The organism is Streptomyces sp. NBC_01314 (assembly GCF_041435215.1).
GTDB lineage: Bacteria > Actinomycetota > Actinomycetes > Streptomycetales > Streptomycetaceae > Streptomyces.
This window is the reverse complement of the sequence record NZ_CP108394.1, coordinates 10,805,771-10,819,839: the sequence shown is the minus strand read 5'-3', so window position 1 is coordinate 10,819,839 and position 14,069 is coordinate 10,805,771. Positions and strand designations below refer to the sequence as shown.

The 14,069-nt window shown below is 72.0% G+C and carries 13 protein-coding genes; 11 read left to right on the top strand and 2 right to left on the bottom strand.

The features are described from left to right. The first annotated feature begins 130 nt into the window (after positions 1 to 130). The 8 genes from OG622_RS47710 to OG622_RS47675 all read left to right on the top strand — a co-directional run bounded on the left by OG622_RS47710 (position 131) and on the right by OG622_RS47675 (position 7,884). Positions 131 to 1,042, top strand: coding sequence for a squalene/phytoene synthase family protein (locus OG622_RS47710; RefSeq protein WP_371583505.1), 912 nt, complete (start codon positions 131 to 133; stop codon positions 1,040 to 1,042). Between the two features lie 210 nt (positions 1,043 to 1,252). After that, positions 1,253 to 2,182 carry an ABC transporter ATP-binding protein gene (locus OG622_RS47705; protein WP_371583504.1) on the top strand — a complete coding sequence of 310 codons (930 nt, stop codon included), beginning with the start codon at positions 1,253 to 1,255 and terminating at the stop codon, positions 2,180 to 2,182. Further along, complete coding sequence (locus OG622_RS47700; protein ID WP_371583502.1) at positions 2,182 to 3,012, top strand: ABC transporter permease; 831 nt, start codon at positions 2,182 to 2,184, stop codon at positions 3,010 to 3,012. The genes OG622_RS47705 and OG622_RS47700 overlap by 1 nt, the downstream gene beginning before the upstream one ends. Before the next feature lie 87 nt (positions 3,013 to 3,099). Next, on the top strand, positions 3,100 to 4,467 hold the full coding sequence (locus tag OG622_RS47695; RefSeq protein WP_371583500.1) for a sensor histidine kinase: 1,368 nt from the start codon (positions 3,100 to 3,102) through the stop codon (positions 4,465 to 4,467). Next, complete coding sequence (locus OG622_RS47690; RefSeq protein WP_371583498.1) at positions 4,464 to 5,132, top strand: response regulator; 669 nt, start codon at positions 4,464 to 4,466, stop codon at positions 5,130 to 5,132. The genes OG622_RS47695 and OG622_RS47690 overlap by 4 nt, the downstream gene beginning before the upstream one ends. Positions 5,133 to 5,164: 32 nt before the next feature. Beyond that, a complete protein-coding gene (locus OG622_RS47685; RefSeq protein WP_371583496.1) occupies positions 5,165 to 5,725 on the top strand; it encodes a GNAT family N-acetyltransferase in 561 nt (186 codons plus the stop codon). 254 nt (positions 5,726 to 5,979) lie between these two features. Then, complete coding sequence (locus OG622_RS47680; protein WP_371584443.1) at positions 5,980 to 7,083, top strand: Y4yA family PLP-dependent enzyme; 1,104 nt, start codon at positions 5,980 to 5,982, stop codon at positions 7,081 to 7,083. A gap of 45 nt (positions 7,084 to 7,128) precedes the next feature. After that, positions 7,129 to 7,884 carry a trans-aconitate 2-methyltransferase gene (locus OG622_RS47675; RefSeq protein ID WP_371583494.1) on the top strand — a complete coding sequence of 252 codons (756 nt, stop codon included), beginning with the start codon at positions 7,129 to 7,131 and terminating at the stop codon, positions 7,882 to 7,884. Between the two features lie 300 nt (positions 7,885 to 8,184). On the opposite strand, the gene rox is transcribed toward OG622_RS47675, so the two are convergent. Beyond that, positions 8,185 to 9,630 (bottom strand): rifampin monooxygenase, encoded by a 1,446-nt coding sequence (gene rox / locus OG622_RS47670; RefSeq protein ID WP_371583492.1) that lies wholly within the window; start codon positions 9,628 to 9,630, stop codon positions 8,185 to 8,187. A gap of 360 nt (positions 9,631 to 9,990) precedes the next feature. Continuing rightward, positions 9,991 to 10,224, bottom strand: coding sequence for a hypothetical protein (locus OG622_RS47665; RefSeq protein ID WP_371583490.1), 234 nt, complete (start codon positions 10,222 to 10,224; stop codon positions 9,991 to 9,993). A 195-nt stretch (positions 10,225 to 10,419) separates the two neighbouring features. Here OG622_RS47665 and OG622_RS47660 point away from each other — a divergent pair, with 195 nt between their 5' ends. From OG622_RS47660 to OG622_RS47650, 3 genes are all read left to right on the top strand, one after another. Continuing rightward, entirely contained in the window at positions 10,420 to 11,508 is a 1,089-nt protein-coding gene (locus tag OG622_RS47660; protein ID WP_371583488.1) for a glutamate--cysteine ligase, read from the top strand. A gap of 230 nt (positions 11,509 to 11,738) precedes the next feature. Further along, entirely contained in the window at positions 11,739 to 13,469 is a 1,731-nt protein-coding gene (locus OG622_RS47655) for a SpoIIE family protein phosphatase (protein ID WP_371583486.1), read from the top strand. Between the two features lie 164 nt (positions 13,470 to 13,633). Next, entirely contained in the window at positions 13,634 to 14,068 is a 435-nt protein-coding gene (locus OG622_RS47650) for an ATP-binding protein (protein ID WP_371583484.1), read from the top strand. The last annotated feature ends 1 nt before the right edge of the window (position 14,069 follow it).

Here is a 14,069-nt window from a genome sequence, read left to right as displayed (position 1 = left end):
GCCCTTCGCGCCGACCCCCTTACACGCGGAGATGGCCCGCGGCTGCGGGGCATCCGCCCCGGTGCCAGAGCCGAAGCGGCAGGTCCTGGGGCATCGGCCGTGCCTCGGCACGCCCCTCTACGATCGGCGCATGAGCGCGTGGAAGCAGAGCCTGGACGCCGCGGGTGTGCGGGAGCCGGAGTTGCGGAGGGACTACGACGTACAGCGGGACCTGGTGGCGCGTTGCCGGCGCACCTCGTATCTCGCGGCCCGACTGCTGTTGCCGCGGCCGATGTTGCCCCACGTCGTGGCGGCGACGGCGGTGATGCACCACGGGGACGACCTGCTGGACACCGGCCCGAGGCCCCAGCGGGTCTCGGCGTGGGCGTCGTGGGAGGGGGAGGTGCGCCGAGCGCTGGACACGGGGCTGAGCGACGATCCGTTGATCCGCGCCCTCGTGCACACCACGGGGGCGTATCCGCGGCTGCGCGTGGCCGTGGAGGAGTACCTGTCCACCGCCACCGCCGAGTTGGAGTTCAGCGGGTTCGCCACCGAGGCCGACTACCAGGCCTACCTGGACGCCTATTCGCTGCCCGCGTTCATGCTGGTCGCTTCGCTGCTGGGCCCGGAGGGCCACGACGGGCGGTTCCGCGCGGCCTGCCGGACGCTCATCGACGGCAGCCAGCGGCTGGACTTCGTCAACGACCTGGCCGAGGACCTGCCGGAAGGCCGCCTGGGCATCCCGACGCAGACGCTGGAACGCTTCTCGGTCACGGCGGAGGATCTCGCCGAGGGCCGGGAGTCGGCGGCCGTACGGGAGTTGGTGGAGGATCAGACCGAGGCGGCCCGCGTCTGCCTGCGGGCGGCCGGGAAAATGCCCGTCCTCACGACCGGCCCCAACGGCGTGTTGCTGCGGGCTTTCATCGACATCGAGTTGCTGACCGCGGACGCGGCGTTCGCGCGGGGTGCGGGACTGCTGCGTGGTTCGGCGTCCCCGCCGGTGGTGGGCACGGCGCGGACACTGCTGGGCGCCCGCCGGAGGGCTCGCGGGGTACGACGCTGAGCGGCCACGTCGCAGCGGCACCGCGACGGCAGGAGGCCGGTGCGGATGCCGCCGTGTCGTGCGGGTGGATCTCCGAGTGGTACCGCGGTACCACTGGGGCGCCGAAGTGTCCCCCGCGGTCCCAGGGGCGCGGGCAGGCGGGCTCGTAGTTTCGAACACGGAGGTCGTGGGAAATCGCGGCCCGGTTCGAGGCGAGGAAGGCCCACAGCCATGATCGAAGCGCGTGAGCTGACGAAGCGGTACGGGGACAAGACGGTGGTCGACCGCCTGAGTTTCACCGTCAAGGCCGGTGAGGTGACCGGCTTCCTGGGCCCCAATGGCGCGGGCAAGTCCACCACCATGCGCATGGTCATCGGGCTGGACTCCCCCACCGGGGGCACGGTCACCGTCAACGGGCGGTCCTACGCCCGGCACGCGGCGCCGCTGCACGAGATCGGCTCGCTGCTGGAGGCCAAGTCGGTCCACCCCGGACGGACCGCGTTCAATCATCTGATGGCGCTCGCGCACACGCACGGCATCGCGCGCCACCGGGTGGACGAGGTGATGGAGCTGGCCGGGTTGACCAGCGTGGCCGGCAAGCGGGTGGGCGCCTTCTCCCTCGGCATGGGACAGCGGCTCGGGATCGCCGCCGCCCTGCTCGGCGACCCCGCGGTCGTGATGCTCGACGAGCCGGTCAACGGTCTCGACCCGGAGGGCGTGCTGTGGGTGCGCAACCTCCTGCGTCGGCTGGCCGACGAGGGCCGGGCCGTGATGCTCTCCTCGCACCTGATGAGCGAGACCGCGCTGATCGCCGACCACCTGGTGATCATCGGGCGGGGGCGGCTGCTGGCGGACACGACCGTCGACGACTTCGTCCGGGACGCGGGCGGCGGCGGTGTGAAGGTCGCCACCACCGAGACGTTGAAGCTGCGCTCGCTGCTGGCCGGTCCGGACGTCACCATCAGCTCCTCCGCCACCGAGGAACTGATCGTCGCCGGGCGGGACGCCCGGGAGATCGGGGCGATCGCCGCCCAGCACGGGGTGCCGTTGTACGAACTCACCCCGCAGGCCGTCTCCTTGGAGGAGGCCTTCATGCAACTCACCGCCGACGCCGTCGAGTACCAGAGCGCTCCCGCCGAGCCCGCGCGAAAGGCCGCCTGATGACCGCCACCGATCTCTCCGTGGTCCCCGCCCGCACCGCGGTGCACAAGGTGACGGGCCGCCGGGTGCTGCGCTCGGAGTGGGCCAAGTTCTGGTCGCTGCGCTCCAGTTGGATCACCCTCGGAGTGGCCCTGGTGCTGCTGGTCCTCTTCGGGGCCATCGCCGCCTACACGTACAGCCCCGGCGTCATCGCCGACGGGCCGCCCGGAGCGAACTCCGGCAACATCGACGCGGTCAGTCTGGCGCTGACCGGCGTGACCTTCGCGTCCCTGGCGGTGGGCGTCCTCGGGGTGCTGCTGTCGGCCGGCGAGTACAGCACCGGGATGATCCGGTCCACGCTCGCCGCGGTGCCGCGGCGGCTGCCGGTGCTGTGGTCCAAGAGCGCCGTGATCGGCATGATCGCGCTGGTCCTCACCACGGTCGGCGCGCTGACCGCGTTCCTGCTGGGCGGTCCCGGCCTGGACGGGGAGAAGATCTCCCTGTCGCTCGGCGACGACGGGGTGCTGCGCAGCCTGGCCGGTGCCGGTGTCTACCTCGGTCTGGTCGCCGTGTTCGGGGTGGCGCTCGGCGTGCTGCTCCGCTCCTCCGCCGGAGCCATCGCGGCCCTGGTCGGCATCCTGCTCATCCTCCCCGGCCTGGCCACGCTGCTGCCGGACTCCTGGTACGACGCGATCACCCCCTACTTCCCCAGCAACGCGGGGTCGGCGGTCTACTCCCTCACCGGGTCCGCGGACTCCCTCTCACCCGGACAGGGCCTCGCGGTCTTCGCCGGCTGGGTGGCCCTGACCCTGGCGGGGGCGGCGTACCGACTGGTGCGCACCGACGCCTGACCTGTGAGACCACGGGCTCCTGTACCTCCGGGCCCGATCTGCGAGGCGACGGACGCCCGACCTGTGAGACCGAGGACAATGAGGACCATGAGTCCGCACCGCGCGTCACCCGCCGCGGAGACCGCCCCGGGTACGGCACTCCCGCCGTCCCCGGGGTTCGACGCCGCCTGGCACCCGGTCCTGGGCCGCATGCTGCACGGACAGCACCGACGGCAGCTGCTGGACCGGCGGCACCCCTGGCTGCTCGACACCGCGGTGGTGCTGGTCGTGGCCCTGCTCAGCCTGCCCGACCTCCTCACCCACGGCGGCGACGGCGGCCCGTTCGGGGAGACCGCGTACCGCACCGACCTGCCCGCCGCCGTCCCGTTCGTCCTCGCGGCCGCGCTGATCACCCCGCTGTGGTGGCGGCGCCGGGCCCCGGCCGTCACCTACTTCGTGATCGCGGTGGTCTCCCTCGTCCAGTGGTCGCTGGACGTGTGGCAGCAGGCCGGTGTCAGCATGCTCGTCGCCCTGTACAGCCTGGCCCTGCACGGCTCCCTGCGGGCGCTGGGCTGGGCCGTGGCGGTGACCGTCGGTGAACTGGCCCTCGCGGTCTGGCTCCTGGGACAGGTGGAGCATCCGCTGCTCGGGCTCTTCTTCCTGCTGGGCACAGCCATGGCGTCCGTCACCCTCGGCCTCACCCTCCGCATCCGCCGGATGTACCTGGTGACGCTGGAGGACCGGGCCACCCGCCTGGAGGTCGAACGCGACCAGCGCGTCCGGCTCACGGCCGCCGCCGAGCGCGCCCGGGTGGCCCGCGAGATGCACGACATCGTCGGCCACAACCTGTCCGTCATGGTCGGCCTCGCCGACGGCGCCGCCACCCTCGCCGCCCACAACAACGAAGAGTCGGCCGAGGCCCTGCGTCTCCTCGGCGACACCGGCCGGCAGGCCATGGGAGAACTCCGCCGCGTCCTGGGGGTCCTGCGCGAGGGCCAGGACGACGAGCGGCTGCTCGGCCCGCAGCCGGGCATCCGCGACCTGGACCCCCTGCTGGCGCGGGTCCGCGCGGCGGGCCTGCCCGTGACCTATCGGACCGTGGGGGACCTGGGCGCGCTGGGCAGCGGCGTCCAGCTCACCGTGTACCGCATCGTCCAGGAGGCCCTGACCAACACGCTCAAGCACGCCGGTACGGGCTCCGCGGCCGAGGTCGGGGTGAGCGCCGAGGCCGCCACCGTACGCGTCCGGGTCGCCGACACCGGCGCGGCGACGGGGTCGCCCGGCCGGGCGGGGCCGGGGCCGGGCACCGACGGCCCGGGGCACGGTCTGGTCGGCGTCCGGCAGCGGGCCGCCATGTACGGCGGCACCGTAACCATCGGCCCCCGCGACACCGGACACGGCTGGATCGTGGACGTCCTGCTGGACGTACCCCCCGGACCACCCGTCCTGTCGGCATCAGGAGATCATCTGCCATGACCACCGTGCTGATCGCCGACGACCAGCCGCTGCAACGCCTCGGCTTCCGCATGCTCCTCCAGGGCACCCCCGGCCTCACTCCGGTCGGCGAGGCCGAGCACGGCGCCGAAGCCGTCCGGCTCACCGCGCGGCTACGCCCCGACGTCGTCCTCATGGACATCCGCATGCCCGGGATGGACGGGCTGGAGGCGACCCGCCGGATCGTCGCCTCCGGGGGCCGCAGCCGCGTCCTCATCGTGACCACCTTCGACCTCGACGAATACGCGTACGAAGGGCTGCGGTCCGGCGCCAGCGGTTTCCTCCTCAAGGACGCGCGCCCCGAGGAACTCGTCGCCGGCATCCACGCGGTCGCCACCGGGGACGCCGTCGTGGCCCCCAGCCTCACCCGGCGGCTCCTGGACGCCTACGCCCACCAGGTGCTCGCCCCCACCGGCACCCCTCTCCCGGCCGACCCCCGGCTGGGGACCCTCAGCGACCGCGAACACGAGGTGCTGGTCGCCATCGGCCAGGGCTGGACCAACGCGGAGATCGCCGAACGGCTCGTCCTCACCGAATCCACCGTGAAGAAGCACGTCGGCCGCGTCCTCGCCAAGATCGGCGCCCGCGACCGCATCCAGGCCGTGATCATGGCGTACGACGCGGGGCTGGTCAGGGCGAAGCCGTAGCCGCCGTGCCCGTGTGTGCGAGGCTGACCGACATGACGGTGCATCAAGTCTCGGAGTTCCTGCAGTTGACCAGACCCGAGGAGGTCGCCCCGGGGCTCAGAGAGGAGATCGTCGGCTGCTGGGAGGTCGTGGCGAACGCCGGTGGCGCGGTCCTCGCCACCGAGTTCCCGCCCCTGCCGGTGAGCGCACACGACGTGGGTCCCGTGGTGGACTCGCTCGTCCACGGGCTTCACCCCGGGCACGGCAGACTGCTCGTCGCCACCGTCGGCGGCTCACTCGCCGGCTGGCTGATCGTCCGCCGGGAGCCGCATCCGCTCGGCGCGCACTGCGGCACGGTCAACCACGTCCAGACGCATCCGCGCTTCCGCGGCCTGGGGATCGGCACCGCTCTGATGCACCGCGTCCATGACATCGCCCGGGACGAGATGGGCCTGGAGCGGCTCTCGCTCTCCACCCGGGGCGGCGTGGGCCTGGAGGAGTTCTACCGCAAGGTGGGCTGGGTGGAGGTCGGCCGCTGGCCCGGCGCGTTGCGGATCGCCCCGGGCGACGACCGGGACGCGATCCTGATGAGCCTCGCCCTGCGAACCGCTTGACCCTCCGCAGTACCCCCCGCCCGGCCCCAAGATACGTTCACTCTCAACCCGTGCGTCCCTCCCCTACCGTCCCGTTCCCCGCCTCCGACCGTCCCGTTCCAGCCGTCCGACGTCGGGAAACAGCCCCTCCCTCACGGGCCCGATTCCGGAGGGCCCGGCGAGGGGAGGGTTACGGTCGTTCTGACCGTTTGCCGACACCCGTACGTCTTCCTCGGTGGGGAGGAACATCTGGAACGAGCGACGACCCGTTGTAGCTGGAACCACGGCTGGAGTCGCGCACAGCGGCCCTCCTGGACTCGGCACCGCTCCTGCACACCCTCGTGGACGCCCTCGGCTCCCCGCTGAACGTCCTCCTGCCGGACCAGATCGCCGACAACGTACGGCGCTTCCGTTCGGTCCTCGACCGGCACCGGCTGGCCGGGCGGATCTTCTTCGCCCACAAGGCGAACCGTGCCGGCTCCCTCGTACGCCGGCTCACCACGACGGAAGCGGCCCTCGACGCAGCGTCGCTCGGCGAACTGCAACACGCTCTGGGAGCCGGGTTCGCGGGATCCCGGATCATGGCGACCGGTCCCAAGGACCCGAAGTTCCTCTGGCTCGTCGCGCGCAGCGGGGCGAGCCTCAACGCCGACGGTCCCGCCGAGCTGGAGCAGGCGGCGGGCCTCGTCCGCGCCCACGGACTTCCGCGCGTCCGCGTGCTGTTACGCCTGTCCGGCTTCGAGACGTCCGGAACCAGGAAACTCTCGCGCCGGAGCCGCTTCGGTACACCGGTGAAGTCCCTGCACCACGTGCTCGACGCCCTCGAACGGCACGGGGACCAGCTGGAGCCGATCGGTGTCGGCTATCACCTCGACACCACGAGCCTCGACGAGAAGGCGGCGGCGCTCGAAGGATGCCTCCGGGCCATGGAGGACTTACGGATCCGTGGTTTCCAGCCGCGCGCCATCGGCGGCGGCTTCGGCGTCAGCTACCTGGCGCACGCGGCCCAGTGGGAGCGCTACACCACCGAGCTGACCGGCGCCGTCATGGGCAGCCGCCCGCCCCTGACCCGGGGCGGCCACGGCTACGGTCTGCGGGCAGAGAACGGCACGCTCAAGGGCGCGCTGAGCCTCCCGGCCCATCGGCCGACGGCCGCCGCCTATCTCGACGAACTGCTCTCCCGCCCCGCGCCGAGCCTGGGACGCCCCCTGGGCACCCTGCTGCTGGAAGGGTTCAGCCACGGGTTCATGGTGCGGGCGGACGGCCACTGCCAGGCGGGCCGCGGGGCGGAGGAGGAATCGGTGCGGGTGAGTCTGCACGTGCACAACACCCCGCAGGAGATCGACCAGTTGCTCTCCGCTCTCGCTTCTCTGCAATGATTTCCATTAGCAGGGACGGGACGGGACGGAGGCAGTGCGACCGGCATGGATGTGAGCACGGCGACGGCGGCGCGATGGGTGGAGCGCTGGGAACGTCAGCAGCAGCGGTACGCGGTCGACCGCGAGGAGCGGTTCGAGGTCATCGCGGACCTGGTCGAGCATGTGACGCGCGACTGCCCCGCGCCCCTCGTCGTCGACCTGGGAAGCGGCCCCGGATGCCTGGCGGCGCGGCTCGCCGGCCGTCTGCCCACGGCCGAGGTGCTCGCCGTGGACGCGGACCCGCTCCTCCTGGAACTCGGCAGCGCCCACTACGGCAGCGCCCTGCGGTACGTCAGGACCCTGATCGGCGCACCCGGCTGGCTCGACACCCCCGGCCTGGCACGCCCCGCGGACGCGGTGGTGTCGACCACCGCCCTGCACTGCCTGGGCGCGGACACCCTGCGCCGGGTCTACCGGGAACTCGCCGGGCTGCTGCGCCCCGGCGGCATCCTGATCAACGGGGACCACATCAGCCCGGACTCCACGAAGGTGTCCGAGCTCGCGATCGACATCGGCCGCCGCCGAGCCGCCCGGAGCGCCGCGTCCCTCACCGAGGACTGGGATTCCTGGTGGTCGAGCGCGGCCACCGACCCGGAGCTGGCCCCTCTCCTCTCACGAAGGGACGACGGCGGGCGCCCCCGCTGCGAGGGCAACGATCTCACCCTGTCCGGCCATGTCGCGCTGTTGCGTGACGCGGGCTTCGAGCATGTCGGAGCGGTCTGGCAGGTGGGACCCAGCCACGTCCTGGCCGCCGTGCGGTGAGTACCGCGAGGTGGAGGTCAGGGGCGCGGCCCTGCTCGCCTCGTCGGGGGTGGTCGGGGGGGCCGGTGGGCGCCGGGAAAGACATCGGGGTCCGCGTAGGCGGGGCGGCTGTCGCCGCCGTTGTGGGCGGTACGTATGCGGATCCCGTGGAGGGCGTCGTGATCCTCGGGGCGGTACGGGCTACCGCGGGAGGCGAGGTCATCGCCGGATCCTGCGCCGTGGGGAAGGTTCCCGACAGCCGTCCGAGCGACGAGCGACCGCGCCTCCCCCCGGGGCCACACCTCCCCCGGCGTGCCGCGCTCAGCCGGTGGCGGCTCCGAACCACTGCGGAAGCCGCCCGAGCAGTTCCCGCTGGTCCTCACCCACCCATGCCACGTGACCGTCGGGTCGCAGCAGCACCGCGGGCACGTCCAGGTCCTCGGCGGGATCGACGACGTGGTCGACCCGGTCCGCCCAGCCCTCCACCGAGAGCCGGCCGGTCCGGTCGAGCAGCAGGCCACGGCCGTGGTGCATCAACTCGTAGAGGCGCCCCCGCTTCAGCCGCACGTCCCGCATGCGGCGGCCGAGCAGGTCGTGGCCCTCGCCGAAGTCGTAGCGGACGTCGACCGCGGTGATCATCCCGGTCACGTACCGGTTCACCTCCTCGAAGTCCATCAGCTTCGAGAACAGTTCCCGCAGCGCGGTCGGCCCCGGATCGGACCCGAGCAGGGTGATCTGCGCGCGGGTGTTGACCAGCACGCGGGCGGCCACCGGGTGCCGCTCGGTGTGGTAGCTGTCCAACAGTCCCTCCGGCGCCCAGCCGCCGACCGCGGCGGCCAGTTTCCAGCCGAGGTTGAACGCGTCCTGCACACCGAGGTTGAGCCCCTGTCCGCCGGTCGGCGGGTGGATGTGCGCCGCGTCGCCGGCCAGCAGCACCCGGCCGACCCGGTAGCGCTCGGCCTGCCGGGTGGCGTCGCCGAACCGGGACAGCCAGCGCGGTGAGTGCACCCCGAAGTCGGTGCCCGCGTAGGCCCGCAGCTGCTGCCTGAACTCGTCCAGTGTCGGTGCGGTCGTACGGTCCTCGGACACGCCCTCGGCCGGTACGAGGACGCGGTAGTTCCCGTCGCCGAGAGGGGCGAGGCCGAACCGCAGTTGGGTCTTGCGGACCTCCTCGACGACAGCGGCGATCGTCGCCTGGTCCTCGGTCGCTTCCATGTCCCCCAGCAGCGTCTCGACCGTGGCGGGCTCGCCGGGGAAAGCGACGCCGAGGAGTTTGCGCACCGTACTGCGGCCGCCGTCGCAGCCGACGAGATAGCGGGCGCGCAGCCGCGAGCCGTCCGCCAGCTCGGCGGTCACACCGTTCTCGTCCTGGCTCAGCCCGACCAGTTCGCTGCCGCGCCGGATATCGGCGCCGAGTTCGACGGCGCGCTCGTGGAGCAGGCGCTCGGTGACCGGCTGCGGGGTGGCCACGCCGTACGCGTGAGCTGTGTCCAGGGTGTCCGGCCAGGGTTTCATGACACCGCCGAAGAGACCTCCGACCCGGAACTTCTCACTGACCGCGAGGAACCGGTCCAGCAGGCCACGCTGGTCCATGATCTCGACACTGCGCGCGTGCAGACCCTGCCCTCGGGACTCCCCGGTCGGCTCGGTCAGCCTCTCCAGCACGACCGTGCTCACCCCGGCCAGCCTCAGCTCGCTCGCCAGCATCAACCCGGTCGGCCCGCCGCCGACCACGATCACGTCGGTCGCACCGGTCACGTCGGTCATCGCTACCCCCATGTACGCAGATTCTCGCTTCGGTCGGCGATTCTGCGGCACGGGCGGGGTCTTGCCGCAAGCCCCCCGGTGCGCTATAAGTTGAGAGTGGCAAGGAGTGGTCGAGCTCCTTGCCTTTGTTTTTTACCGGACGTTTTCCGGTGTCTGTGCGGTGCTCTTCCGGTGCCTGTTTCGGTGCTCTTCCGGTGCCCGTTCGGGTCCATCGTGGACGGACACGACGGACACCCCGTTCCCCCGACGCGTCTTATCCAGCCGGTTCGCGTGACGGCCTGGGCCGTGCCCACAATGGCGCTGTGCCGGGAACGGAGTGTCCGAAGTTCTCCCGAACCGCAGGCGGCCCGGGGCGGGCCGTCAGTCGCTCAGGCGTCGGTGCAGGAGCTGCTTGCCGAGGTCGGCGCCCTTGCGGCTGTCGGCCTGTGCCTTGCGGAACAGCTCGGCCACCTCGGTGTCCTTCTCCCGCTCCGCGTCCTGGATGTACGTCTCGAGGCGCAGCGCGTTGTCCAGACAGGCCTCGACGTACCAGATCAGGTTGTAGTCCTTGTCGGCCGTACCGGTCACGCGGCCGGTCTCGGTGGTGCTGGTCACGTTCTCCTCCTCCTGTCGTGGTTGACCGGGCGCCGCGCCTGCCCCGGCACGGCCCCCGAAGTTCCGCACGGGTACCCGGACCGCCACCGCGTACACGGATCAGGCCCGCACGCCGACCGCTGAGGTGTCCCGGCGTCGTCCCAGGGCACACGGCTGTCACCACCTACCGCACCTACCGCGAAAGGGCCGGATGACGTGCGTACCGTCGGAGTGGAAGAGGAACTCCTGCTGGTCGACCCCGAGACCGGCGCGCCACAGGCGCGGGCCGCGGCGGTGCTCGCACGGGCAGCGCAGGAGGGGGCGGGGCAGGACGTGTTCGAGAAGGAGCTCCACGACGAGCAGGTGGAGTTCGCCACGCATCCGCAGTCGTCGATGGCCGACCTCGGGGCCGAGATCATCCGCTGCCGCAAGGACGCGGCGCGCCATGCGGAGGGGCTGGGCAGCGCGGTCGTCGCGCTGGCCACGTCGCCGTTGCCGGTGAGCCCGACGATCACCATGAACAGCAGGTATCTGTGGATGGCACGAGAGTTCGGCCTGCATACACAGGTGCAGCTCGTCTGCGGCTGCCATGTGCATGTGTCCGTCGAGTCCGACGAGGAGGGCGTCGCCGTCCTGGACCGTATCCGGCCGTGGCTGCCGGTCCTGAGGGCCCTGAGCGCGAACTCGCCCTTCTGGCAGGGCCGCGACAGCCGGTACGCCAGCTACCGCAGCCAGGTGTGGGGCATGTGGCCGATGGCCGGGCCGACGGACGTCTTCGGTTCGGCGGAGCGGTACCACCAGTACGTATCGAACCTGATCGCCACGGAGGTCGTACGCGACGAGGGCATGATCTACTTCGACGCGCGGCTGTCCCACCGGTATCCGACCGTCGAGATCCGGGTCGCGGACGTCTGTCTGCACCCCGACACCGCGGTTCTCGTCGCCGCCCTCGCCCGGGGGCTCGTGGAGACAGCGGCGCGTGAGTGGCGGGCCGGTCTGGAGCCTCTCGCACACAGTGCGGGACTGCTGCGGCTGGCCGCCTGGCGGGCCGCCCGCTCCGGTATGTCGGGGAACCTCCTGGACCCCGTCACGATGCGGCCCCGGCCCGCCGTCGAGGTGATCCACGCGCTGCTCGACCACGTCGGGGAAGCCCTCGTTGGCAACGGCGACGCCGACCTGGCCCGTGCGGCCGTCGCGGAGCTGGTGAGGCGTGGCAACGGGGCCCGGGTGCAGTGCGAGGTGATGGAGCGTACGGGGAGCCTGCGCGAGGTCGTCACGGCGTGCGTACGGCACACCCAGGCATGAGGCCGACGGCCTCGTGCGGACACGGCGTGTGTGCGCCCGTGGGCGGCGCCGGTCCCGAACGGCTGTCGCGTCGGTGCGTGGTTCGTGGGCCGGGCTCCGAGCTGCTGTCGCGGACCTTTCGGGCGTAGGTCACCGGGGACCGGGGTACTGCGTGATGCACGTAGGGCGGAGCGCCCGCGGTGGCGTACCACAGTCCCGTCCGCGACCGACCAGTCGGAGGAGCACCGAACATGAGCGCGTGGAGTCCGGATCACCTCGATCGGCAGCCGCCCGGTACGGCTGTACGGTCGCCGGACGGGCTGCCGGATCTCCTGCACGCCGGCATGTACGTGGTGGACGACAACGGCTCCATCGTCTCGGTGAACGCCCGCGCGGAGGCCCTGCTCGGCCGCACGGCCGACGAACTCGTCGGCCGCGACGCCCACGAACTGCTGCACCGCGACCACCTCGGACAGACACTGCCCCGGGCGTCGTGCTCGATGATGCAGGCGTTCCTCAGTGGCCGTACGGGCGGCGGGGACCGCGAGTGGTTCCGGCGCGGCGACGCCACGCCGCTGCCGGTGACCTGGCTGGTCACACCCTGCCGGATCGACGACGGCGCGACCGGCGCGGCCGTCCTGTTCTACGAGTGCGGCTCGGGGAGCGAGGCGCTCCCCCCGGCCGCCGAGTCGCCGACACTGTCGCAGCTGGAGCGGCTGGCGCTGCTCGCCGAGACGACGACCCGGCTGACCTCCACGCTGGACTCCGACGAGGCGGTCGCGCGCCTGGTCCGGCTGGTGGTGCCGCGGCTGGCGGACTGGGCCATCGTGGACCTGATCACCGAGAGCGACGACGTCTGGCGGACCACGGTGGCGACCCACCACGACGGTGTAGTGGTGCGGCGCGAGGATCTGGAGGGCCCGCTGCCCCCGGTGCACGAGGAGTCGTTCATGCCGCTGTCCCGGGCCCTGCGCGGGGCGGCGTCGGCACTGGCCGGGCCGGAGACCTACCAGGGGCCGCCCGATTCGGGGATCACGGTCGCGCAGCAGAGGCTGTTCCAGGTGACGGGTCTGCGCTCGGCGGCGATCGCGCCCATCCGCGGGCCGCGCGCGGTGCTCGGCGCCCTCACGCTGGGCCTCAGCGACCGGCCGGGGTCCTTCACCGGCGCCGAGCTGTCCCTGCTGGAGGACATCGCCCGCCGGGCCGGGCTGGCGCTGGAGAACGCGCGCCTGTACCAGCGTCAGCGGCACATCGCGGAGACCATGCAGCGCCATCTGCTGCCCCAGATGCCGGAGGTACCGGGTCTGCGGATGGCGGCGCGCTACGAGTCGGCGTCGGAGTCCTCGCAGGTCGGCGGCGACTGGTACGACGTGTTCTCGCTGTCGGACGGGGCCACGGCGGTGGCCATCGGGGACGTCGTCGGGCACAACATCGACGCGGCGGCGGGGATGGCGCAGGTCCGCAACATGCTCCGGGCCTACGCCTGGGCCCTGGAGGAGCCGCCGAGCGCGATCGTGGAGCGGCTGGACCAGGCCGTGGTGAACGTGGCCGAGGCGTCCATGGCGACCCTGGTCTTCGGCCGGGTCGAGCAGAGCGAGGACGGGTGGATGCTGCGGTGGACCAACGCCGGGCATCCGCCCCCGCTGCTGATCACCCATGACGGCCGGTCCCGGTTCCTGGACGAGGAGCACGACCATCTGCTCGGCACGGGCCTGATACGGGCGCGTACCGACACGCTCACCGCGCTCCCGCCGCTGTCCACGCTCGTGCTGTACACGGATGGTCTGATCGAGTCGCCGGGGCACACCCTCGACCGGGGCCTGGCCCGGCTGCGCCAGCACGCGGCGGCGCTCGCCCACCGGCCCCTGCACGTGTTCTGCGACCTGCTGCTGGAGCGTGCCCGTCCCGTCGGCAACGACGACGACGTCGCCCTGCTGGTCTTCAGGACCCCGGCCGAGGTCGGTGAGGCGGATGACCGGTAGTGCGCCGACGCCGACCAGGGGCACCGGAGGGCCACTCTCTTCCCCAAGGCCCCACACATCCCTACTCTTTCGCACGCGTATCCGCTCCGCGGACGGGAAACACGAGCGTCGGAGGGGAACGCGACATCGCGTCCGCCTCAAGAAACCGAGCGGGGGAAGACGAGTTGGCAACAGAACCACGTAGGGACGACAAGCTGCCTTCCGAGGAGATCTACGACGGTCACGCCGCCTTCGGCGGAGAGCTCGGCGACGTGACCGGGGCCCGCACGGCCGCCGAGGGGTTCCTGAGCATCCTCGCGCGCACCTCACCGCCGGCGGCGGTCGAGCATTTTGACGACATCCTGCTGGTGGTCACGGAGCTGGCCGCCAACGCGGTGCAGTACGCTCCGGGGCACTTCGAGCTGACGATGCGGCGCACGCTCGACGGGGTCCATGTGACGCTGGGGGACACGAGCACGATGTCGCCGGCGCCGCGCCCCTTCAGCCCCAGCAAGGGCGGCGGCGGTATCGGCTGGCATCTGATCCACACGCTGTGCGACGAGGTGAGCGTGGTGGTGCACGACCACGGCAAGGACGTGCACGTCTTCCTGCCCTGGTAGA